This window comes from Flavobacterium sp. KKT103, from assembly GCF_055640565.1.
The window spans coordinates 2756876-2779578 of sequence record NZ_CM145766.1 but is presented as its reverse complement, the minus strand read 5'-3'; the positions used below and the strand labels follow the sequence as shown (position 1 = coordinate 2779578).

At 38.2% G+C, this 22703-nt stretch carries 18 protein-coding genes; 11 read left to right on the top strand and 7 right to left on the bottom strand.

The window, feature by feature from the left end; genetic code table 11:
• Nucleotides 1-56 precede the first annotated feature (56 nt).
• Nucleotides 57-494, top strand: a complete 438-nt coding sequence (locus tag ACZ2G0_RS11925; protein WP_132067529.1) for a DUF1896 domain-containing protein — start codon at nucleotides 57-59, stop codon at nucleotides 492-494.
• Nucleotides 481-5877, top strand: coding sequence for an N-6 DNA methylase (locus tag ACZ2G0_RS11920; RefSeq protein ID WP_132067530.1), 5397 nt, complete (start codon nucleotides 481-483; stop codon nucleotides 5875-5877). Before ACZ2G0_RS11925 ends, ACZ2G0_RS11920 begins: the two co-directional genes overlap by 14 nt.
• A gap of 26 nt (nucleotides 5878-5903) precedes the next feature.
• On the opposite strand, the gene mobC is transcribed toward ACZ2G0_RS11920, so the two are convergent.
• The 3 genes from mobC to mobA all read right to left on the bottom strand — a co-directional run bounded on the left by mobC (nucleotide 5904) and on the right by mobA (nucleotide 9769).
• Nucleotides 5904-7925: a conjugal transfer protein MobC gene (mobC, locus tag ACZ2G0_RS11915; protein WP_132067531.1), complete on the bottom strand. Its 2022-nt coding sequence runs from the start codon at nucleotides 7923-7925 to the stop codon at nucleotides 5904-5906.
• A gap of 100 nt (nucleotides 7926-8025) precedes the next feature.
• On the bottom strand, nucleotides 8026-9330 hold the full coding sequence (mobB, locus tag ACZ2G0_RS11910) for a conjugal transfer protein MobB (protein ID WP_417982771.1): 1305 nt from the start codon (nucleotides 9328-9330) through the stop codon (nucleotides 8026-8028).
• A 7-nt stretch (nucleotides 9331-9337) separates the two neighbouring features.
• A complete protein-coding gene (gene mobA, locus ACZ2G0_RS11905) occupies nucleotides 9338-9769 on the bottom strand; it encodes a conjugal transfer protein MobA (protein ID WP_132067545.1) in 432 nt (143 codons plus the stop codon).
• Nucleotides 9770-10492: 723 nt separating this feature from the next.
• On the opposite strand from mobA, the gene ACZ2G0_RS11900 reads away from it, so the two are divergent.
• Genes ACZ2G0_RS11900 through ACZ2G0_RS11890 form a run of 3 tightly spaced genes read left to right on the top strand, consistent with a single transcriptional unit; the run spans nucleotide 10493 to nucleotide 12316 of the window.
• The gene (locus tag ACZ2G0_RS11900) at nucleotides 10493-11260 is read left to right on the top strand and encodes a ParA family protein (RefSeq protein ID WP_132067533.1); all 768 of its coding nucleotides are present in this window, start codon (nucleotides 10493-10495) and stop codon (nucleotides 11258-11260) included.
• A 4-nt stretch (nucleotides 11261-11264) separates the two neighbouring features.
• Nucleotides 11265-11681 carry a DUF3408 domain-containing protein gene (locus tag ACZ2G0_RS11895; RefSeq protein WP_131910619.1) on the top strand — a complete coding sequence of 139 codons (417 nt, stop codon included), beginning with the start codon at nucleotides 11265-11267 and terminating at the stop codon, nucleotides 11679-11681.
• A gap of 2 nt (nucleotides 11682-11683) precedes the next feature.
• Nucleotides 11684-12316: a conjugal transfer protein TraD gene (locus tag ACZ2G0_RS11890; RefSeq protein ID WP_132067534.1), complete on the top strand. Its 633-nt coding sequence runs from the start codon at nucleotides 11684-11686 to the stop codon at nucleotides 12314-12316.
• Between the two features lie 18 nt (nucleotides 12317-12334).
• Here ACZ2G0_RS11890 and ACZ2G0_RS11885 read toward each other — a convergent pair whose 3' ends face one another.
• Genes ACZ2G0_RS11885 through ACZ2G0_RS11870 form a run of 4 tightly spaced genes read right to left on the bottom strand, consistent with a single transcriptional unit; the run spans nucleotide 12335 to nucleotide 17057 of the window.
• Entirely contained in the window at nucleotides 12335-14461 is a 2127-nt protein-coding gene (locus tag ACZ2G0_RS11885; protein WP_132067535.1) for an SMC family protein, read from the bottom strand.
• Nucleotides 14462-14466: 5 nt separating this feature from the next.
• Nucleotides 14467-14922, bottom strand: coding sequence for a hypothetical protein (locus tag ACZ2G0_RS11880; RefSeq protein WP_132067536.1), 456 nt, complete (start codon nucleotides 14920-14922; stop codon nucleotides 14467-14469).
• Nucleotides 14915-16009: a trypsin-like serine protease gene (locus tag ACZ2G0_RS11875; protein WP_132067537.1), complete on the bottom strand. Its 1095-nt coding sequence runs from the start codon at nucleotides 16007-16009 to the stop codon at nucleotides 14915-14917. Before ACZ2G0_RS11875 ends, ACZ2G0_RS11880 begins: the two co-directional genes overlap by 8 nt.
• Nucleotides 15999-17057, bottom strand: coding sequence for a ComEC/Rec2 family competence protein (locus ACZ2G0_RS11870; RefSeq protein WP_132067538.1), 1059 nt, complete (start codon nucleotides 17055-17057; stop codon nucleotides 15999-16001). The genes ACZ2G0_RS11875 and ACZ2G0_RS11870 overlap by 11 nt, the downstream gene beginning before the upstream one ends.
• A 193-nt stretch (nucleotides 17058-17250) precedes the next feature.
• On the opposite strand from ACZ2G0_RS11870, the gene ACZ2G0_RS11865 reads away from it, so the two are divergent.
• From ACZ2G0_RS11865 to traK, 6 genes are read left to right on the top strand one after another with little or no spacing between them, the layout of a single operon-like run.
• Complete coding sequence (locus ACZ2G0_RS11865) at nucleotides 17251-17556, top strand: DUF4134 domain-containing protein (RefSeq protein WP_131993822.1); 306 nt, start codon at nucleotides 17251-17253, stop codon at nucleotides 17554-17556.
• Nucleotides 17557-17567: 11 nt separating this feature from the next.
• Nucleotides 17568-17897, top strand: a complete 330-nt coding sequence (locus ACZ2G0_RS11860) for a DUF4133 domain-containing protein (RefSeq protein WP_132067539.1) — start codon at nucleotides 17568-17570, stop codon at nucleotides 17895-17897.
• On the top strand, nucleotides 17894-20389 hold the full coding sequence (locus ACZ2G0_RS11855) for a TraG family conjugative transposon ATPase (protein WP_132067540.1): 2496 nt from the start codon (nucleotides 17894-17896) through the stop codon (nucleotides 20387-20389). Before ACZ2G0_RS11860 ends, ACZ2G0_RS11855 begins: the two co-directional genes overlap by 4 nt.
• Before the next feature lie 35 nt (nucleotides 20390-20424).
• Entirely contained in the window at nucleotides 20425-21057 is a 633-nt protein-coding gene (locus tag ACZ2G0_RS11850; protein WP_086452603.1) for a DUF4141 domain-containing protein, read from the top strand.
• 3 nt (nucleotides 21058-21060) lie between these two features.
• Nucleotides 21061-22053 carry a conjugative transposon protein TraJ gene (gene traJ / locus ACZ2G0_RS11845; RefSeq protein ID WP_086452604.1) on the top strand — a complete coding sequence of 331 codons (993 nt, stop codon included), beginning with the start codon at nucleotides 21061-21063 and terminating at the stop codon, nucleotides 22051-22053.
• 24 nt (nucleotides 22054-22077) lie between these two features.
• Nucleotides 22078-22701 carry a conjugative transposon protein TraK gene (traK, locus tag ACZ2G0_RS11840; protein ID WP_086452605.1) on the top strand — a complete coding sequence of 208 codons (624 nt, stop codon included), beginning with the start codon at nucleotides 22078-22080 and terminating at the stop codon, nucleotides 22699-22701.
• Nucleotides 22702-22703: the final 2 nt, after the last annotated feature.

The window sequence follows — 22703 nt, the reverse complement described above, 5'->3', positions numbered from 1 at the left end:
ATTGGCAGAATGCTTCAAATTTTATCCGTTTAGCAAAATTATAAACAAAATATAGTATGGAAACACATCAAAAAGACCTGTCTTATTTCAGGTTACGACTACAAGAATTATTGACTACAAGCTTTCCCGAAAAAACGTATGATGTTAAATTTATTGCCCAGCGTTCAAGTTGGGCTTCCAATGCTTATGAAGGAGCATTTCGGGCAGGAAACCCCGTCAGTCAATGCGATCATATTGCTGATTATGTTTTATTTGAAGGATTGTACTTCTCCAGATTTGATACCGTTTTTCAGGTGGTTTGCAATGAGTTTGATACTACAATGGCAGACGAAGAACTACGACCGTTTGCCTTAAAGATGTTGCCTGTTTGCGACCCTGTTTTTACAAACTACAAATTGGAGGATGACTTTGCCTATTCTTCGGAGTTTGACCTGCTCTATACTGAACTGACTGGAACTATAGCCATTTGGATAGAAGAAAATGGGCTTCAGTAAACGTCAACATCTCCAAAGGAATATTGATGCCTTACGAATTGCTTTTGAACTGGAAAGGGAGAAACGGAAAGCCACGATAGGCGAAAGACTGCTAATGATTCAATACAGCGGATTTGGCGGTCTTAAATTCGTGTTGAACCCTGCCCAAAACCCGATAGACATTAACCATTGGAGGAAAACTGAACACGAACTCTTTCCTCTTACACAGGAACTCCATCAGCTACTAAATGAAAATGCCGCTGATGAAAAGCAATACCGAAGTTATGTGGATAGTATGCGCAGCTCCGTACTTACGGCATTTTACACGCCGCCTTTGGTGATTGATGCCATTTCCACTTCTTTACAGGAGAGCGGTGTAAGCATCCAAAAATTTCTGGAACCTTCTGCCGGTATTGGCTCTTTCATACAATCTTTTGCCGATAGAGACTCACCCCAGGTTACCGCTTATGAAAAGGATTTGCTTACAGGAAAAATTTTAAAGCAGCTCTATCCCAACAGTGCTGTCCGAATAAACGGTTTTGAAGAAATACCAGAAAGAGAACTAAATAGCTACGATATAGTAGCCAGCAATATCCCTTTCGGTGATACTTCCGTTTTTGATCTTTCCTATTCCAGAAGCAAGGATACTACAAAAGTACAGGCGGCCCGAAGCATACACAATTACTTTTTCATGAAAGGAACCGATATGCTCCGAGAAGGAGGTGTGCTGGCTTTTATCACTTCACAAGGGGTACTGAACAGTCCGAAGAACGAACCTATACGCAGGACATTGATGCAGGATAATAATCTGGTTTCAGCAGTTCGATTGCCAAACAACCTATTTACTGACTATGCCGGTACGGAAGTCGGTAGCGATTTGATAATCCTTCAAAAAAATTCTGCAAAGAAAAGTTTGACCCAAGCGGAAGAACTGTTTTGTCAAAGCGAAATAGCGGAATACAATAAACCAAACAATGCCTTGTTTCAGGATAACGTAAGGATTGTCCATACTACACGTGTGCTTGGAACTGATCCTTACGGACAACCTGCATTTATCTATACGCACACGAATGGTGTGGAGGGAATTGCCAAAGATCTAAAGCAAATGCTATCGGAGGATTTTAGAAAACATCTTGATATTGGTTTGTATAAAGGTGAACGGAACGATTCGTCTGTTGTACAAATTCCGATAAAACCAACGGTTACACCTGCCGTTTCCGGGCCCGTAACCATTACATTCAAAACACAGACTCTATCTGCTTCAACAACAAATAAGGACATTGTCAAAGAGGAAAGGCAACTGAGCATTTTTGATCTCTTTGAAAATTTAGAAGAACTGAAGGCTGTTGCCGCTCCTGTTAAAGCAGTTGCAACAACAAAACAACCAGCCAAAAGAAAAAGAACTGTGAGCGGATATCAGGGAAACCTGTTCAGCGGTTTGATGCAGCAACCTCCTGTTACTATTTCTCCAGTAAATAATAATACTCCAAGTGAAAGTAATGCGGAGGAAGTTATTGGCGATTTGTTTTCAGTAGTGAGCAGAAATGGTCTGATCGAAAAGATTACCGCAGAGAAAACTATTCCCGAACCTGCAATTTATACCAAGGGAATACAGTCTTTTCATCGTAACGATAGCCTTGCATTGGATAACGGCTGGGTAGGTTATCTCAAAGACTTTGAAAGTGAAAAGAAGCAGGCAATGTTTCACCCTCTGCAATTATCTTCCTTGCAGAAAGCAAGGGCTGAAGCCTATATTTCTGTACGGGATAGCTATCTCGATTTATATCAGAAGGAAGCCAAACTGCAAATTGAACATAAAGAAGAGAGAGAAAAATTTAATAAGGCTTACGATGCCTTTGTAAAAAGCTACGGCAACCTAAACAGTGCTGATAATATCAAGCTTATCAAAACAGACAGTTCCGGTAAGGAAATCCCTTATCTGGAACGTGTGGTGGGCGGTGTGGTACATAAGGCAGATATCTTCCACCGTCCGGTAAGCTTCTCCATTACAACATTGACTGCTGATAATCCTGATGAAGCATTAGCCGCATCGCTGAACAAATACGGCAGGGTTGATCTGGGTTATATGTCCAAAATCAGCGGTATGCTATCCGACAATTTGAAAGAGGCATTACACGGGCGTATTTTTTACAATCCTTTGGAAAAGGAATATGAAATAGCTGAAAGATGGATTGCTGGCAATGTAGTGGAGAAAGCCACAGCAGTAAAAACCTACCTCGAAAGCAGTCCCGATGATAAGCAGTCCGAAGAAAGCCTTACTGCTTTGGAAGAAGCCAGACCAAGAAGTATCGATTTTGAAGAGTTAGATTTCAATCTTGGTGAACGCTGGATACCAACTAGAATCTATGCTCTCTTTGCTTCTCATCTTTTCGATACGGAGGTGCGCATTCAATATTCTGAGACTTCTGATGACTTTTCTATAAAATGCGACCAGAAAAATGTACATATATGGGATAAATATGCCGTCAAGTCAGAAAGTCGAACATTTGACGGGATTGCTCTGCTGAAAAATGCATTAGTTAACACCACTCCTGATATTACTAAAAAGGTCATAATTGATGATAAGGAGATCAAGGTACGGGATATGGAAGCCATACAGATAGCGAATACCAAGATTGATGAAATTCGTACAGCATTTACCGAATGGCTTAACGCCCAAAATGATGAGTTTAAAAAAAGACTAACCAAACAATATAACGATACCTTTAACTGTTTTGTACGACCGCAATACGACGGAAGTCATCAGGAATTTCCTGGACTAGACAGAAAAGGCTTAGGTATTAATGACCTGTATTCGAGCCAAAAGGACACAGTATGGATGATCAAACTGAACAAGGGTGCGATTTGCGATCACGAAGTTGGAGCAGGAAAGACATTGGTGATGTGTACCGCAGCACAAGAGATGAAACGCTTGGGAATGGTTCACAAACCTATGATAATAGGATTGAAAGCCAATGTTCATGAGATTGCAGAAACGTACCGTGAAGCCTACCCACACGCTAAAATTATGTATCCTGGTAAAGAAGATTTTACCCCACAGAAAAGGCAACGGATTTTCGGAGATATTAAAAACAACGATTGGGACTGTGTGATATTGACCCATGACCAGTTTGGCATGATACCTCAGTCGCCAGAACTGCAAAAGGAGATCCTGCAAGTTGAACTCAACAGCGTGGAGGATAATCTTGCCGCCTTAGAAGCTCAGGGCAAAGAGATTTCAAGGGGAATGCTCAAAGGTGTAATCATCAGGAAACAAAACCTTGAAGTTAGACTGAAAACCTTGGAATACGACATCGAAAACCGAAAAGATGATGTAGTGGACTTTAAGATGATGGGCATCGACCATTTATTTGTTGATGAAAGCCACCAATTCAAAAATCTGATGTTCAATACCCGCCATGACCGGGTTGCAGGCTTGGGCAATATGATGGGAAGTCAAAAAGCCATGAATCTGCTTTTTGCCATCCGCACCATTCAGGATCGCATACAAGGAGATATGGGCGCTACCTTTCTTTCGGGAACAACTATCAGCAATTCCTTAACCGAGCTATATCTATTATTCAAATATCTGCGTCCAAGAGCATTGGAAAAACAGGGTATCAATTGTTTTGATGCATGGGCAGCTATATATGCAAGGAAAACAACCGATTATGAGTTTTCAGTCGCCAATAATATTGTGTCAAAAGAGCGCTTTCGTTACTTTATCAAAGTGCCGGAACTGGCACAGTTTTATTCGGAAATCACAGATTACAGAACCGCTAAGGATATTGGTATAGATCGTCCGGAAAAGAACGAGGTGCTTTATAATATACCGCCTACACCGGATCAGGTAGTATTCATCCAGAAATTGATGGAGTTTGCAAAATCAGGTAATGCGATCTTATTAGGTAGACCTCCGCTGACAGATCGGGAAGAAAAAGCAAAGATGTTGATTGCTACAGATTATGCCCGTAAGATGTCGCTCGATATGCGGATGGTAAGCGGAAAATACGATGACCATCCCGATAGCAAAGCTTCTCATTGTGCTGCCTACATAGCTAAATATTACCAAAAATTCCATTCGCAGAAAGGAACGCAGTTTGTCTTTTCAGACTTAGGTACTTACAAACCTGGAGAATGGAATGTCTATGGAGAAATAAAACGTAAACTTGTAGAAAATCACGGCATACCACCACATGAAGTCCGTTTTATACAGGAAGCTAAAAATGATAAGCAACGTAAAGAGTTTATCAGTGGAATGAATGATGGAAGAATCCGTGTTCTGTTTGGTTCTACAGGTATGTTGGGAACTGGTGTAAATGCACAGAAAAGAGCAGTTGCTGTCCATCATTTAGATACGCCGTGGCGGCCAAGCGATCTTGCCCAACGTGACGGAAGGGCCGTTCGTAAAGGCAATGAAATTGCCAAATTCTTTGCCAATAACAAGGTAGATGTAATTATCTATGCTGTAGAAAAATCACTAGACAGCTACAAGTTTAACCTACTGTACAATAAACAGCTTTTTATTGACCAGCTCAAAACTAACAATCTCGGAAAGCGTACCATTGACGAGGGAAGCATGGATGAAAAATCGGGAATGAATTTCTCGGAATATGTAGCTATCCTTTCAGGGAATACAGATTTATTGGAAAAAGCAAAACTGGAAAAACAGGTCGCTGGATTGGAAAGTGAGAAGCAGGCATTTAATCGTTCCAAATTCAGTTCCAAGTACAAACTGGAAGACAGTATCACTACACTGGAGTCTGCTAGGTCACGATTGGAAAGAATGAGTCTCGATTGGGAAAACCTGCATCAGCGTCTACAAAAACGACAGGATGGTACGATACTTAATCCTGTACAGCTTGATGGATTATCACCCAATGCAGATATGAAAGAGATTGGAGCCAAGCTTAATCAGATTGCTGATAAAGCCCGTACTGGAGGTCAGTACGAAGAAATAGGCAGCCTGTATGGGTTTACGTTATTGGTTAAAACTGAAATGTCTGAAAAAGAGGGTGTTGATATTAGGGTCAATCGTTTCTTGGTACAGGGTGAAGGCAACATAAAATACACCTATAACAATGGTTTGATTGCTAATGACGTAAAGCTTGGGTCAATGAATTTTCTTAGTGCTTTGGAAAAAATACCTGGCTATATCGAGCAGGAGCAAAAGAAAATTGCCGATCTGCAAAAAGATATACCTGTACTTCAGGAAGTTGTCAACGGTACGTGGAAAAAGGAGAGCAGGTTGAGTGAACTAAAAACCGAACTCGCGGCCATTGACAGGAAAATCCAATTATCTATTGCTCCTGACTCTAATGAACAGATAGTTGAAGAGCAGAAAGAAACAATTAAAATAGATGATGTTCAGGAAAGATCTTCAGTACGTTTAAAGACAATCTAAATCTGGAACAAAATAAAAAGCTACATTTATTTGTTGCTTTTTTTTGTATTATCCTTTTGTACCAAATGTTGTAAATCAGGATCATTTTTAATACGCTCCAATTCAGTTTCAATAACCTGAATAATATCCAATTTTATCTGTCTGTAATTAGCTTCGATTTCCTGCTTCATCATATCTTCTCCTGCCTCGTTTATGAAAGATAGTATTTCCGGTATTTTTTGATAGTCTTTGGTTTCAGCAGCTACTTTATCATTGTCCACAACAATTTCAGCATGGAAGATTTTCTGTTCGATACGTTCATCAAAATTGTCTGATACAGCCCCTACAAAAACACCTTGGGTCAATGTAGAAATTTTAGATGCAGGAATGAGGCTGTCCAATTGTGTGGAAATGGATGTCGACGTATCATTACGGTTGATTGACAAACTCTGCCTTTTCTGCAACACCTTACCAAAACGTTCCGAAAGGTTTTTGGCAGTTTCTCCTACCACCTGACCACTAAATATATTACCCACGGTATTTTGTATAACCTTACTTTCTTTGTCTCCATAATCACGGGTTAATTGCGAATAATCCTGAAACCCCAAACAGACGGCAACCTTATTACTTCTAGCGGTGGCTATCAGATTGTCTAATCCACGAAAATAAATGGTAGGCAGCTCATCAATGATAACTGAACTTTTAAGTTGTCCCTTTTTATTGATGAGTTTCACAATTCTTGAATTGTATAAGCCCAATGCTGCGGAATAGATATTTTGACGGTCAGGATTATTGCCTACACATAATATCTTCGGCTCTTTCGGGTTGTTGATGTCCAGTGAAAAATCATCTCCGGTCATAACCCAATACAATTGCGGTGAGATCATTCTTGACAAAGGAATTTTAGCTGATGCAATCTGTCCCTGTAACTGGTCTTGTGCGCCGCCTTGCCAAGCATCCATAAAGGGTGATAGATAATTTTCCAGATCAGAATAGGATGTCAGAATAGTAAATATATCTGAATACTTTTTGTTTAGTAGTTCAATGGCGTGAGGGAACGTACAATATTTGCCGTTTTCATAGATTTTAAGAAACCAAATAATGGCAGCCAATAAGATGATTGGAGATTCTACAAAGAAATCCCCCTGCTTCTGTATCCAGCTCCTGTTAAGATTCAGCATAATGGTGTACGCCGATTCGTAAGCATCGGATATATCGGTCATAAAATCGGGATTTATCGGGTTGCAACGGTGGCTCTTTCTTGGGTCATCAAAATTAATGACGTAGAATTTCGGTTTTACCTTGTACTTATCCGTGTGTTTTAGCAAATGGTTATAGGCAATTGTAGATAGGTCGTCGAATTTAAAATCATAGATATACATTGAAAAACCTTTCTCAATATGCTGCTTGATATAGTTGTTTACAATAGCATACGATTTACCCGAGCCAGGCGTGCCCAATACAATGGTTGCCCTAAAAGGGTTTACAATATTAATCCATCCGTTATGCTGTTTTTTGTTGTACCAAAATTTGGTGGGTAAGTTTACGGAATATTCATTTTGCATTAGCTTAGTTTCCTGCATAAAACTTTCATTCTCGTTGTTGAAAACATCGTCCATCAGGTTGTTGTTTAGCAAACGGTGCATCCATACACCTGCCATTAGCAAAGCAATATATCCTAAAGCCAATGTTACTATATAAAGGAATGTTCCTATAATTGGCGATAACTTTAACAGTGGCGTATTTAGAAAGAACAACGCAAACCCAATTCCCAAAGCCACATAAATTTTAGACCAGGTTATTTTCTCATTCTTCACACCTTTGCTTCCCAGACAACTTAAAGCCAACAGAACTATGGTAAATACTTTGGTGTAAATCGTGTGTGAAAACAAACTAGCGGTCCGTTGGAAATTGACCAATATCTTATTGATAACTTCCAATGTCCATCCTCTTTCAAGAAAAAAACCGTAACAGTACCAGTATAAGTGCATCAGCACTATCAGAATACTCACGGCTCTCATAAATGCCATAATCTTGGCAAGTCCTCTTAAGTCGTCTTCTCCCTGCATTTTAAAAATATTAAAGTTCAGCCGTGAATTTAAAGGCTGTAAAGATTGACTGTAGGAAAGTGGCAGTTGATGGCGGTGAGTGGCAGTATTTGGCTATCTTTTACTTTTGACCACTGTTGCGTCTTCTTTTCTTCTTCATTTTATTGGTAAAGTCCTGTTCTTCGTAATCTTCTCCTTGTGCCTCAGGCAACAGTCCTCCAAAACTTTCCATCATACTAGTTTCATTTGTGCTTGAAGCGGTGATTTCTTTGTTTAGGAAATCGAATAATTCATGGGGCTTTTCGGCTGGTAGATCTTTCATTGCGTTGTGCTGAGATATTTTTGGATGAGGTTCGTTAAGCCTTTTTATTTCCGGTTTTATATTATTGTTCCAATAATCATTAAAGGTATTGGCCGAAAGCTCTTTCCCCAATCTGGAGCCATTCCAAACGGTTCTGGAATTGTGGTCGATAAACGTAATGCCATAAATACGTCCTGTATCATTTCTACGAACAATTACATTTACTCCCTGTTCCGCTAATTGCTTCTTAAAGTTCTTTTCATCATTTGTCGATTGGAAGGCAATTTCAATCGAAGCTTTGATGGTGAGTTTTGCTATATGGTTTTTTAAGGCTTGCTTGGATTCTTCAAAATGTAATTCCAAAGCCGGAATCCCTGCATTTTTACCGAATAGGGAAGCCTTGAGTGGATGCCCGGCTTTTTCTCCTTTTTCATTTAAAGAAAAGTATAATAAGCCTTGCTTGATTTTTCCTTGTAGTTCTCCCTCTATTTTTTCAGTGGTAATATTGAACAGGGAAAGCAAAGCATTATATTCCCCCAATGTCTGGAATTTATAATACTTAGGCAGATATCGGACAACCGAAGCAATCTGGCTTTTTATATCTCCTGTTTGGTAATTAACGGGACGAAAAATCTTGTCATTCTGCCGATGTCCTTTCTCCGTAGCCGCTAGTAATCCATATTTGTTTTCGAGTTCACGGCATACATTCATAGACCGTCTTTTTTCAAACTTATCCGAAATCTTTTTGCCTTCTTCATCCACACAAACCGATACGATATGGATATGTGTGCGGTCAATATCCGTGTGCTTGAATACTACAAAAGGTTGTTCTCCATAACCCAGCTTCTGCATATATTCCTGAGCCATCAGTTTGAATTTTTCATCACTTAAATTATCCTTCGGGTCAGGATTGAGTGAAATATGCAAAATTGGTTTTTCAGTATTGCGGTTGGCTATCAGATAAGGTTCGAAAGATTGGACCAATTGAGCAACGGAATACTGCGCATTAGGTGTTTCAATTATTCTATTGGTAAACAGAATTTGCCCGTTTTCTTTCTCCAATTTGAGCTGATTGTATGCCAAAGCGCCGTATAAATTGCTCCCTCTTCCGATTTTTGCTATCATTTCAACACTATTTTTTCAAATGATTTGCTTCAAATTCTTCTGTGAGCTGAATGATTTTTTGACATAATACCGCCATTTCGGCTGTCTGCTTTTCCAATTTGTAGAGATAAGCTGCTGCTTTTTTCTCCGAAAAATTACGGTACAACAGTTTTACAACCTGATTATAATTCACGCCAACGGAGCGGAACTGACTGTGAAAAGACGTTAACCTCATATAAAAATCCAACATAGCTTTGTCAATTTTAACCGTTTTAATCTCTCTTCCAAACAGTACGGAAATGATAAATTTTGCTTTATTGTTCATTCCAGATGCTTCAAAAAGCGATAATAATCTCGCGTTTTCTTCGTCCGTAAGGCGAAAAACGTGGCGGTGAATACTTGGATTGTTCTTGGGCGTCCGTCCGCCTTTATTCTGTTTTCTGTTATTGTTTTCGTTCATCATCTATCCATTTTTAACTTTAGCAAAAAGCCTGACTTCGGAAGGCTTTTCAGGCCCCAGCAGGGCAAGTTGTTTTGAGGCACGAACTCAGTTTCGAGTGCCTCAAAACACAACTTGCCGTGTTCTGGTGAACACAAAAATCCGCCCTTCGGGACGGATTAAATAAAGCAGGGATAAACGGCTTCGGGCCGTTCACTTTCTTACTTGATATTTCATAATATTTTTGCATAAGTCCGTTAATAAAAATCACTTTACAAAGTAAACTCCTCTTCAGTAGAGCATTGAGCTATGTTGCAGTGCCAAACAGTGCCAATGAACGCCAATTCGTTCCACCTTTGAATAAGGACGTATATATCTGCATTTCTTTGTACCTGCAAGCGGATGTAAACAGATAACTATGTTGGTATGTAGTTCCTTAATTATGTATGTAGTCACTTGTGTATGTAAAAGCGTCCGGATGTGGATAGATGCAGTTGAGGATATGAAATCATATAGTTGTATATGTGCATATTTACAGACTTGGGTTTGCATATAACTAGGTCTGATGATACAAACCTATATGTATAGGTGCCTAAAAATAGAGGTACATATGTTAGTATTCAAGCAGAGCAATACCTACTTAAATGACCACATAGCTTTCTACAAAACTGCATATGTATAGGCAAAAGCAGATAAGTATCTACCAACGCAACGATATAAGTAAATAATTAAATACAGTTAAAAATGAAAACAGAACACAAAACAGTATTCATTGCTTTTTCTTCCCAAAAGGGAGGTGTAGGCAAAACCACCTTTACGGCACTTGCGGCCAGTACGCTGCATTATCGGCTGGGCTACAATGTAGCCGTATTCGATGTTGATTTTCCACAACATAGTTTAATGAAAATGAAGATTCGTGATTTGGCTATGGTGATGGAAAATGAGTTTTTAAAAAGGGTGGCATTCAAACAATTTACAACCATTAACAAAAAAGCTTATCCTATCATCCAACATAAAGCTGAAGGGGTATTGGAAGCTGCGCATGATTTTTTGGAATCCGCTTCCGTTCCGGTTGATTTTATCTTTTTTGATCTTCCGGGTACAGTAAACACTCCCGGTATTTTGAAAGCTCTGGCGGGGATGCACCATATTTTCACACCTATTATAGCAGATCGTCTAGTTATGGAAAGTACGCTCATTTTTACCCAGTTGATGAAGGATGTTATTATGAAAAAAGGAGAAACCTCCATTGAAACCATTAACCTGTTTTGGAATCAGGTAGATGGTCGTGAGCGTTCGCCTTTGTACGATGTTTATAATAAATTGATAGATGAATTGGGATTAAGTCTGATGCAATGTCAGATTAAGAACAGCACACGTTTCCGCAAGGAAAGCGAAGCTGGTGCCAAGACTGTTTTTCGGTCAACTTTAATGCCTCCCGATGAACGTTTGATGAAAGCTTGCCGCTTAGACCAGTTTATGACGGAATTTTTAAGAATCGTTCAATTATAATAGTATGGAAAAAGACAATAAGAAAAAAGCTATTCCTGAAATCAACGAAGAGCTAATGATGAATTTAATGGTAGATGGAGTAAAAAAGGAAGGGTTGCAACTTCCGCCGGAAGAACCCGAAGCTCCTATGAAACCGTTACAGGAAAAACCTTTACTGAAGGAACGTAATAGAACCAAAAAAGTAAATGAACAGGATTACGAAAGTATATTTTTCAAAAGGCCTGGTACCAATGCCCGTGATGGCAAAACGGTATATATCCGACCGGATTTCCATGAGAAACTGTCTCGGATCGTACAGGTAATAGGCGAAGATAAGATAACCATTTACGCCTACTTAGACAATCTTCTCGAATATCATTTTCAGGAGTTCGGCGAGCAGATTACCACAAGTTTCAATGATAAGTACAAACCTATTTTATAATTATGGAAACAGTAATCGTTATATGCCTACTAATTGTTATTGCGCTGTTGTTGGAGGATAAGATTGTCATCAGGAAAGGGGAGGAGCAAAAACTAACGCAGGAAAAACCCAATGCGAAACTACCCGTTATAATGGGGCAACCCAAACCAATGAGAAGCCTTCCAGTGCCAAAGAGTGCCACTGAAAGCCAAATTAAAGAGCAGGAACAGGAAATGGATAATTTTGATGTTGAAATCGACGAAGAAGATGTCGATATGCAAATTCCGCAGGAAGAACTGGACGAAGTTTTTGGAAATATGCCTGATTTGGAGGAAGAGGAAGAAGAATGGAACAGGTATGGAATATCCGGTGGTAATGACGGTTTTGCCCAAGGGGTTACCTTTGAAGAACTAAGCTCCGTGGGGATGCTGCTGCAAAAAGAAAAATTGGAGCCATCTCAAAAGGAAACAGCAGTTGCTATAGTTCAGAAAATACAAGGAACCGAATTATTCACCTTACTGGAGAATTCTATGGAAAGTGCTTCCCGTAAAATAGCTGAGCTATTAGACGGGAGCCTTTTTTCTGAAACAGATGCCGGTTCTTCCACTTTGCGGAAAAATGATTTGGAGAATTTTGATATTGGGGAGTTTTTATAGGCTCCTCAATATTTTTATTTAGGTCGATAGTTTGCCGATAACTTTATGAACATTATCAAGCCTTATTAATTTGTAGTTTGAACTGTCCAAATCTTCTATCAGAATATCTAAATCAATCTTTTCATTTTCTTCATTGTGAAGAGGCTTATCAATAGAGGTGAAAATTATTGTTTGTTTTTCTTTTATCTCTGAAGAAATTTTAAATAGCTCTTTTAAGCTACTTAAATTTGTTCTATGCTGTCCAGGCTCATCAAACATAATAACACCTGGATGATTGATACCATTATTTAGTAAACCTAACGTATAAGCCCAAATATTTCTAACAAAGTCAGATGCGGAAGAATTTATTCTAATAGATTGTGGTAAAAAGACACCCTCTTTTTTGTTTAAATAAACCGGCAAATATTTAAATGGTTCTTTTCTGTTAATAGATATTTGGTACTTTTCATTACTGTCATATCCAAAGCCAAAAAGATAATTCTTATATTCAGTTTCAAAGTCTGCTAGTTTTGTCTCGTCTTCTTTTTCCGATTCACCTAAATTTCCAATTTCTATATTATTATTGTGATACTTATTAGCTAATGCCTGCAATTCTCCCTTCAATTCTATAATGGATTCTTTAAGTAATAGCAGACTCTCTATTTCTCTCTCAAGTTGAAGTTTTTTTACAACTTCTGATTCAGAAAAAGCTCTGTCGTCTGCAATCAAATCTTTTGATATAGATTTAATCAAGACTTCCTTTTGGCGTAATGAATTTTTAAAATATAATAGAAGAGCTTTTTTTTCATTTATTGTTTCATTTAAACTAGTAATAGAAGATTCTATTATTTTCTTTTGACTTCGTAAAAAATTAGTATTCTCTTCCAATGTTAGTTGAGGGATCTTTATATTCTTTGTAGAGATAAGATTTGTCGTTACTTCTTGAGAACAAGTGGGACATTGATTAGCACCGCGTTCATTAATTATATTTTCACTAAAAACTTTCTGTAAATTGATGTGATCCTTAATCTCGGACTCAATAATACTTATTTGGCTATTTAAGCCAGAAAATTGTTGTTTCTCGATTCTTAGTTTATTCTCAAATCTTTCGATATAATCTTTGAGTTTAAAATATTCTTCTTTCTGTTTATTAAATTCTAATATCGCTTCTTCTCTGTTTTCTTTTATAGTAGAGATGGGTTTATTCTCTAAATCCTTTACAGCTTCTGATTTCTGATTAAAAAAACGACTGAAGCTGATTTTTTCATCTTCTGAGGTAGAAAACAAAACATTAATATTATCAATTTCAGCTTTATCCGTTGTAAGTTCTTCGGGGATATTAATAATTGTCGAATTTGTTTGTTTTTCTAAATAAGAGAATGATTTAATTTTTCTTTTCCAGTCTTCGGTAATTGTATTTTTTTCCTTATTTAATACATCTTTCTGTGTAGAAAGAACAATTTCATTCAAACCTAAAATGAACTCAACTATTTTTTCTTTTGCTTTTGTAATTCCAAAAAATGGCATAGTAGCAAAGAAATCAGACCATCCTTTGGTTTGTTCAATAAATAATGCGGAGAAGATCGTTTGTAAGTAAAGAGGACTATAATTATCGGTTCTGGAACTATTACTTACTTGAGGCAGTTGAATATTTATAAATTCACTTAACCAATTATAGAAACCATTAGGGTTTTCATTATTACCTCTTGAATTAACGAAAAAGACCCCTTTTGCAGTTTCATTACCTTCATCATTGATATGATCAAAAGATGAATAATGAATGACAATATTTGATGTCTTTACATCATCCGTATTCGGTTTGATATACCTCTCTAAGCAAACAACCTCTTTGTTTTCATTTTCTATTTCCAGAATTATTTTAGAAGATAACACTTTATAGGTAACACCATCTTCCTCTTCATTTACCTTAATGGTAAATTCTTCCTTAAGAGCTTTGTCTAATGCTTTTTCATTATGAGCACCTAACAACTCTTCCATTCCAAGAGCATAATATATGCAGGTATTTATAGTTGTTTTTCCTCTTGAATTAGGACCGGCAATTATATTCAATCCTTGTTTAAACAAAATATCAAAACCATACAAATCCGTTATGTTTTCACTTTTATCTGTTAGAATTTCAGCTCTTAATTTATTTATTTTAAACATGCTTTTTATATTAATTTCCAGTTTTTATTCGCATTACTTAATCTGTTTTTTGGTATTATTCCTAATGCTTTAATTTTCTGTATTTCATCTTGAAAAAGTTCAAACTTATTTATTGAATTAATTATTTCACTCCCTTTAGCTGTTATTTTAATCTCAAGAGTTTGGCTCACTATAATTTTTTCGATATACTCATTGATAAAGCCTAAAGCTAATACTTCATCAATCCCATGTTCAAAAGTCCATGGAACTAAACTGTTTCTTTGTTGATTTGCTAAATCCAATAACACTTGGTAGTTACTGTCATTACGTAGACTCCAAAAAACAACATGAATTAGCTCTAAACTAGCTTTTTTTGCATATCCACAATGTTTAATAATTGCTAACAACAAAACAACTTTATAATATCCATTATACCGTATAGATACCGATGTCGGTTTCTGATCTAAAAGGATATTAATCATTTTTAACAAAATTTAAAGTGCATATACCTAACCACTCTATAACCTGAAACTCAGATAAATCTAAGTTTGTAAAGCTTGGAAGAGCCTCGAGTTGACTTTTTAATTGATTTTGAAGTTCCATCTTTAAATCTATAGCTTCGTTACTTTCAGTCACACTTCTTGAATAATCATCTTCAACTTGATCAACAAATCTCTTTACAATATTTTTGAAATTTGAATAAAGTATCGGATAATCATTTTCAATAGTTCTAATATTATCTTTCATTGCCAAAAACTTTCTTATTTGTTTGACAGTTATAGAATTCGCTTTGGCTATTTCTGGGTATAACACATTATTTTTGCGATAGAGTTTTTCAAAAAAATCACTGTTCTCTTTTTTAAAGGCTTCTATCTCTCTGTCAGTTCGCTCTTTTTCTAGATTTTCGTTCCATTGTTTTAGATTTTCAAAATCTGATAAGTCCACATATTCTGATATATACTCCTCAATATGTTTTATCGAAGAACAATCAATATCATCATTCCAAGCTTTATCGGTAATAACCGAATTAAGTATACCAATAAGGAAAGGTGAATTATGTCTGTAAATAAACACTCCGCTACCAGAGAGCCCTTTAGCTAAATAATGTCCATCTTCTCCTCCTTGATCAAATGTTTCTCCAACCAAAGTGATTTTAAAACAACCTATATCGTCACTTACAGACAAAACTTTACCAGTAAAAGGGCGATATTGATTAATACTAATGCCTTGATAACCGCAAAATTTTATCTCGTTTTCTGATAACACTCCTCGGCCTAATTTGTATTGATAGAGTAATCTTTCTTCATCATCAAAATCGATTTCTATAAGTGCAAAATCATGATCTGTATTAAATTCCTTAATTTCAACACAGGTTATTGCTCTAAATTCTGATGTGTAATCATTTTGTTTTTCGATAACTATGTCACTTACATTAGGCATATTTTTTCCCAAGCAATGTGCTGCCGTTAAAACATAAAATGATTCTTTACCTGGCAATAATACTCCACTGCCTGTATTTCCATTGCTTTTTATTCGAACGCAATATTTTTCCGCTAGATTATATGTCATTTTTCCTAAACCAATTTTTACTTATTGCATTCCAATTCCCTTTGTCAAAATCTGTATCATTTATAAAATCACCTATTCTTTTTTTTAAATCATTAATTTTATGATTGAAATAAATATTTAATAATTTATCTTTTCTTTGAGAATTATAAACTATTCGAGCAACGGTTTCTCTTGAAGGATGTTTATGGTCAGCTGTTCCACCGTTCGTAGATATTATAAAGTTATTAGACTGTATCAAACTAAGTTGTTCCTGTGAAGTATTATTCAAACTTCCGTGGTGTGAAACTTTTACATAGTCAACTTCTAATGGTTTAGTTTCGCTAAAGTAATTTAGTCTTAAACTCTGAGTTATAATTTCCGGTCTTGAATCAGCTAATAACAGAATAGAAACGTCTAAGCATTTCAGAATAAAAGAGATTGAAGAAGAATTAAAGATATCGTTGTTTATACTTTTATCTGGGGAGAATGCTTTTTTACTTAAATCTTCTAATGAATTAGAATAAATTTCTTCTTGAGAACTGATATTTACATTGTTATTATTAGTTTTTGGCAAATTAGATAATTGCCATTGTCTATATAATTCCTCTTTAATTTGTGGAGTTGGAGATAATATAACAAACTCAATACCTCCTATGATAATTGACTTATCAATCGTAGTTATTTCAAGAAGCTTTACATCTGGACTCTTTAAAAGAATTAATTCTTTTAAAGAGTCGCCTTGTTTTGTACTTATTAGTTCGTCATTATTAATTTCTACAATTTCTGGATGATTCATCCAAATTTCATCAATCGTAATTTCATCTACAAGGCTGCTTTTGAATAAGCTAATTAAACCAGCTATATGATCTGAGTCGATGTGGGTAAGCACAAGTAGATTTATATGATTAATATCCTTCAACTCTGCCTTAAGAGTATACCTAAAAGTTTGAGCAGTACCTCCATCAATAAGAATAATAAATTCATCATTATTGATATCATATGTTTTAATGAGAATACAATCTCCATGAAATGCCGGTAATATGGCAAATTCTGTACTATTTCTTTTCATTCAGGTTAACGGATCTTTTTGTTAGTTAAAATTATAAAAAAGCTAATATAAGTATTTCCTGCTTAAAACGTCACTTACTGCCAAATAATTCCTCTGACAACCAGTTCACTATAACGTCTCTATTTCCATAAGACATTTGTTCTGTAATCCCGTAAAGTGCGGGAAAAACAATAACAATTAATGTATTTTAATCATGGAAAAACAAAGAAAAAAAGTTTTGCTGTCAGCAATGGTAATGCTGACAGGTTTGGGTGCGATGGCACAGGGAGACGGTTCAGCTGGTATCACTGAAGCCACTCAAATGGTTACGTCCTATTTCGATCCTGCCACACAACTCATCTATGCTATTGGAGCCGTGGTAGGTCTCATTGGAGGGGTTAAAGTGTACGGCAAGTTCAGCAGCGGAGATCCCGACACAAGCAAGACGGCGGCAAGCTGGTTCGGTGCGTGTATCTTCTTGATTGTTGCAGCTACCATATTGCGTTCATTCTTTCTTTAATCCCTTGCCTTATGAATTACAACATCAACAAAGGAATCGGAAGAACAGTAGAATTTAAGGGCCTGAAAGCACAATACCTGTTCATATTCGCAGGCGGACTACTGGGAACGCTTATTCTGGTCATGATACTTTACATGGTCGGGGTCAATTCCTACATCTGCCTGTTTCTTGGAACTGGTGGTGCTTCGCTGATAGTATGGCAGACCTTTTCACTGAACAAAAAGTATGGAGAACATGGGCTGATGAAAATCGGTGCAAGAAAAAGGCATCCTCGTTACATCATCTGTCGCAAGCCTGTACATCGCTATTTAAAGTTCACCCCTAAATCGAATGCCGTATGAGGAATGTAGCCAAGACCACAACGTTGGAAAATAAGTTTCCCTTACTAGCGGTGGATAACAACTGTATCCTGTCAAAGGATGCAGACATTACTGCCTGTTTTGAAGTGCGTTTGCCGGAACTGTTTACGGTAGCTTCTGCGGAATATGAAGCCATTCATTCTGCTTGGCACAAAGCCATCAAGACGTTGCCCGATTATACCGTTATCCATAAACAGGACTGGTATATTAAGGAAAATTATGCACCCGATATTGCGGATGATGGTTTGAGCTTTTTGGGCAAATCCTACCAACAGCATTTTAACGAACGTCCTTTTCTTAACCATTATTGCTACCTGTTCCTGACCAAAACCACTAAGGAAAGAATGCGTACACAGAGTAATTTTTCATCGCTTTGTAAAGGTGCTCTCATACCAAAAGAAATCAGGGATAAGGAAGCGATCCATCGTTTTATGGAAGCGGTTGCACAGTTTGAACGTATTGCAAATGACAGCGGATTTATCGGGTTACGACGCTTAACGGAAGAAGACATCATTGGTACGGATGAAAAACAAGGATTATTGGAACAATATCTGACGCTGTCAAGGGAAGCCGGAACACCAATGCAGGACATAGCAATCGGAGCTGAAGAAGTGCGCGTTGGTAACAAAAGATTGTGCCTGCACACTTTATCCGATACTGACGATCTGCCTTCAACTGTATCAGCAGATACGCGTTATGAAAAACTATCTACCGACCGGAGTGACTGCCGTTTGTCGTTCGCTGCTCCAGTGGGGTTGCTGCTAAACTGCAATCATATCTACAACCAATACCTGTTTTTGGATAACAGTGAAGACAACCTGCAAAAGTTTGAGAAGTCAGCAAGGAATATGCACTCACTGGCTCGTTACAGCCGTGCCAACCAAATCAATAAAGAATGGATAGAGCGGTACCTGAACGAAGCACACAGTTTTGGACTGTCGTCAATAAGGGCACACTTTAACGTTATGGCTTGGTCGGATGACCCTAGCGAATTCAAACAGCTAAAGAATGATAGCGGTAGTGCTTTGGCACTGATGGAATGCAAACCCCGCCATAATACCACCGATGTGGCTACGCTCTACTGGGCAGGAATGCCTGGAAATGCTGGAGATTTCCCAAGTGAAGAAAGCTTCTATACGTTCATTGAACCCGCATTGTGCTTCTTTACTGAGGAAACCAATTATCATAATTCGCCATCACCATTTGGTATCAAGATGGCAGACCGTCTGACTGGAAAACCTATCCATCTTGACATTTCCGACCTGCCGATGAAGCGAGGTATTATCACGAACCGAAACAAGTTTATATTGGGTCCTTCGGGAAGCGGTAAATCTTTCTTTACCAACCACATGGTTAGGCAATACTACGAGCAAGGCGCACACGTTCTGCTGGTAGATACGGGTAACTCGTATCAGGGATTATGTGAACTTATCAAAGGAAAAACCAAAGGCGAAGACGGGGTTTACTTCACTTACACAGAAGACAATCCCATTGCCTTCAATCCATTCTATACCGATGATGGAGTGTTTGACATAGAGAAAAGAGAAAGTGTCAAAACCCTGATACTTACACTTTGGAAACGTGACGATGAACCACCGACACGTTCCGAAGAAGTGGCATTATCCAATGCGGTAAGTGGCTATATCGAGCGTATCAAACAGGATGATGTATATGCTTCTTTCAATGGTTTTTATGAATATGTTCAGGGTGATTACCGTAAGGTATTGGGAGAAAAGCAGGTTCGGGAAAAAGACTTTGACATCGCTAATTTTTTGAACGTACTGGAACCTTACTACAAAGGAGGTGAATACGATTATCTGCTCAATTCCGATAAACAGCTAGACCTGCTTTCCAAACGCTTCATTGTGTTTGAAATTGATGCAATCAAAGACCATAAAATCCTATTCCCAATAGTGACCATCATCATCATGGAGGTGTTCATTAACAAGATGAGAAGATTGAAAGGTATCCGCAAGCTTATCCTGATAGAAGAGGCTTGGAAAGCCATTGCCAAAGAGGGAATGGCAGAATATATAAAGTATCTCTTCAAAACGGTGAGGAAGTTTTTCGGCGAGGCTATCGTAGTAACACAGGAAGTCGATGACATCATTCAATCGCCCATTGTCAAGGAAAGTATCATCAACAATTCCGATTGTAAAATCCTGCTCGACCAGCGCAAGTACATGAACAAGTTTGATGACATACAGGCAATGCTTGGCTTGACTGAAAAAGAAAAGGCACAGGTACTTTCCATCAATATGAATAATGACCCGTCACGGCTCTACAAGGAAGTTTGGATTGGTTTGGGGGGAACCCATTCTGCGGTATATGCCACAGAGGTTTCGGTTGAAGAGTATCTTGCCTATACCACCGAGGAAACGGAGAAGATGGAAGTAATGAAGCTTGCCGGTGAACTTGGTGGAAATGTAGAACAGGCTATCAAGCGGATAGCCCTGCAAAGAAGAGAAAAGTAAATACAAATTATTAATCATTAAAAAATCGAATAACAATGAAAAAAATACTATTCATGGTGTGTGCAGCACTTATGTTTGCTGTAGCACCGTCCGCAAAAGCCCAATGGGTGGTTACAGACCCCACTAATCTGGCTCAGGGAATTGTTAACAGTGCCAATGAAATGGTACAGACTTCATCCACGGTATCCAATGTTATTAAAAATTTCAAGGAAGTCGAAAAGGTATATAAACAGGGCAAAGAATACTATGATAAGTTGCAAGCTGTAAACAATTTGGTGAAAGATGCCCGTAAGGTGCAGCAGACAGTACTATTGGTTGGCGATGTGTCGGAAATGTACGTTCAGAATTTTGGCAAAATGATGAACGATCCCAATTTTTCTCCCCAGGAATTAATAGCTATCGCCAATGGTTATGCAGAACTGCTCAACGAAAGTACCGAACTGCTGAAAGAACTCAAACAGATCGTAAGCTCTTCCAGTTTGTCATTGAATGACAAAGAACGTATGGATATTATTGACAGAGTGTACAAAGAAGTGAAGGAATACCACAGCCTTGTACGCTATTACACGAACAAAAATATCTCTGTAAGCTTGCTAAGGGCAAAAAAGCAGAACAATACTAAAAGAGTACTTGAACTCTACGGAACAGCTAACCAAAAATACTGGTAAGTTATGGAATTTAATAATCTTCACGAGGTTCTGCGCTCCTTGTACGATGAGATGATGCCACTGTCCGCAGATATGGCGGCAGTGGCTAAAGGAGTGGCTGGTTTGGGAGCCCTATTCTATGTAGCTATTAAAGTATGGGAGGCACTAAGCAGGGCAGAGCCTATTGATATGTACCCTTTGCTCCGTCCTTTTGCATTGGGTCTTTGTATTATGTTCTTCCCGACCATGGTACTTGGAACTATCAATGCTGTGTTAAGCCCGGTGGTACAGGGGACACATGCCATTCTAGAAAATCAGGTGCTTGACCTGAACGACCTGCAGACAAAAAAAGACCTGTTGGAACGAGAAGCCATGCTTCGAAATCCTGAAAACGCTTATTTGGTATCGGATGAAGAGTTCGATAAAAAACTGGAAGAACTGGGCTGGTCACCATCCGATCTGGTTACGATGTCGGGGATGTATATGGAAAGAGGGATGTACAACATTGAGCAGTCTGTAAAAAACTGGTTCAGGGAATTGCTGGAAATTTTATTTCAGGCAGCTGCTCTGGTAATTGACACCATACGTACTTTCTTTTTGATTGTGTTGTCCATTTTGGGTCCGATAGCTTTTGCTATATCGGTTTGGGATGGTTTTCAATCCACACTTACGCAATGGCTTACCCGATACGTTAGTGTATATCTATGGCTACCAGTTGCCGACCTGTTCAGCTCCATGCTTGCCAAGATACAATCCCTGATTATAGAAAGGGATATCGAGATGCTTGCTGACCCGACTTTCATTCCCGATACGTCAAATACCGTGTATGTGATTTTTATGATCATTGGCATTGTGGGATATTTTACTATCCCAACCGTGACAGGCTGGATTATTCAGGCTGGTGGGGCAGGGAATTTTACTCGTAATGTAAACCAAACCGCAATGAAAGCCGGAAATATTGCTGGAGCCGGAGCCGGCTCGGCAGCAGGAAATATCGGCGGGCAATTACTCAAATAATGTAGAACGATTAATCAGTAAAAAATGGAATTTAAAACGCTAAGAAATATCGAAAACAGTTTTCGCCAAATCAGGTTTTACGCTCTTGTATTTGCTGTTCTCTGCATCAGTGTTGCAGGATATGCAGTATGGCAATCCTACCGCTTTGCAGAAGAACAACGCCAGAAGATCTATGTACTGGACAATGGCAAATCACTGATGCTGGCACTTGCACAGGATGCGTCCATCAACCGACCGGTCGAAGCAAGGGAACATGTAAGACGTTTTCACGAACTGTTCTTTACGCTGGCTCCCGATAAGAATGCTATCGAAAGTAATATGAGCCGGGCGTTTAACCTTGCCGATAAAAGTGCTTTTGATTATTATAAAGACCTTTCGGAAAAGGGATATTACAATCGTATTATATCGGGTAACGTACAGCAACGTATCGAAGTGGATAGTGTGGTCTGCAATTTCGACACCTATCCCTATTCGGTACGTACCTATGCCAGACAGTTCATCATCCGTTCCAGTAATGTGACCAAACGTAATCTGGTTACTTCCTGTTTTCTTGTGAATTCTGTCCGTTCGGACAATAACCCGCAGGGCTTCAATATCGAAAAGTTTGCTGTTGTGGAAAACAAAGACATCGAAGTCATTGAACGCTAAAA

What these genes read in the sequence shown, in the direction of transcription:
- ACZ2G0_RS11850 (WP_086452603.1), top strand. Translation starts at nt 20,425, where the DNA reads ATGAAAAAAATACTATTCATGGTGTGTGCAGCACTTATGTTTGCTGTA.
- traK (WP_086452605.1), top strand. Translation starts at nt 22,078, where the DNA reads ATGGAATTTAAAACGCTAAGAAATATCGAAAACAGTTTTCGCCAAATC.
- mobC (WP_132067531.1), bottom strand. Translation starts at nt 7,925, where the DNA reads ATGCAGGGAGAAGACGACTTAAGAGGACTTGCCAAGATTATGGCATTT.
- ACZ2G0_RS11895 (WP_131910619.1), top strand. Translation starts at nt 11,265, where the DNA reads ATGGAAAAAGACAATAAGAAAAAAGCTATTCCTGAAATCAACGAAGAG.
- ACZ2G0_RS11870 (WP_132067538.1), bottom strand. Translation starts at nt 17,057, where the DNA reads ATGAAAAGAAATAGTACAGAATTTGCCATATTACCGGCATTTCATGGA.
- ACZ2G0_RS11865 (WP_131993822.1), top strand. Translation starts at nt 17,251, where the DNA reads ATGGAAAAACAAAGAAAAAAAGTTTTGCTGTCAGCAATGGTAATGCTG.
- mobB (WP_417982771.1), bottom strand. Translation starts at nt 9,330, where the DNA reads ATGATAGCAAAAATCGGAAGAGGGAGCAATTTATACGGCGCTTTGGCA.
- ACZ2G0_RS11855 (WP_132067540.1), top strand. Translation starts at nt 17,894, where the DNA reads ATGAGGAATGTAGCCAAGACCACAACGTTGGAAAATAAGTTTCCCTTA.
- ACZ2G0_RS11875 (WP_132067537.1), bottom strand. Translation starts at nt 16,009, where the DNA reads ATGACATATAATCTAGCGGAAAAATATTGCGTTCGAATAAAAAGCAAT.
- ACZ2G0_RS11890 (WP_132067534.1), top strand. Translation starts at nt 11,684, where the DNA reads ATGGAAACAGTAATCGTTATATGCCTACTAATTGTTATTGCGCTGTTG.
- ACZ2G0_RS11925 (WP_132067529.1), top strand. Translation starts at nt 57, where the DNA reads ATGGAAACACATCAAAAAGACCTGTCTTATTTCAGGTTACGACTACAA.
- traJ (WP_086452604.1), top strand. Translation starts at nt 21,061, where the DNA reads ATGGAATTTAATAATCTTCACGAGGTTCTGCGCTCCTTGTACGATGAG.
- ACZ2G0_RS11920 (WP_132067530.1), top strand. Translation starts at nt 481, where the DNA reads ATGGGCTTCAGTAAACGTCAACATCTCCAAAGGAATATTGATGCCTTA.
- ACZ2G0_RS11880 (WP_132067536.1), bottom strand. Translation starts at nt 14,922, where the DNA reads ATGATTAATATCCTTTTAGATCAGAAACCGACATCGGTATCTATACGG.
- ACZ2G0_RS11900 (WP_132067533.1), top strand. Translation starts at nt 10,493, where the DNA reads ATGAAAACAGAACACAAAACAGTATTCATTGCTTTTTCTTCCCAAAAG.
- ACZ2G0_RS11860 (WP_132067539.1), top strand. Translation starts at nt 17,568, where the DNA reads ATGAATTACAACATCAACAAAGGAATCGGAAGAACAGTAGAATTTAAG.
- ACZ2G0_RS11885 (WP_132067535.1), bottom strand. Translation starts at nt 14,461, where the DNA reads ATGTTTAAAATAAATAAATTAAGAGCTGAAATTCTAACAGATAAAAGT.
- mobA (WP_132067545.1), bottom strand. Translation starts at nt 9,769, where the DNA reads ATGAACGAAAACAATAACAGAAAACAGAATAAAGGCGGACGGACGCCC.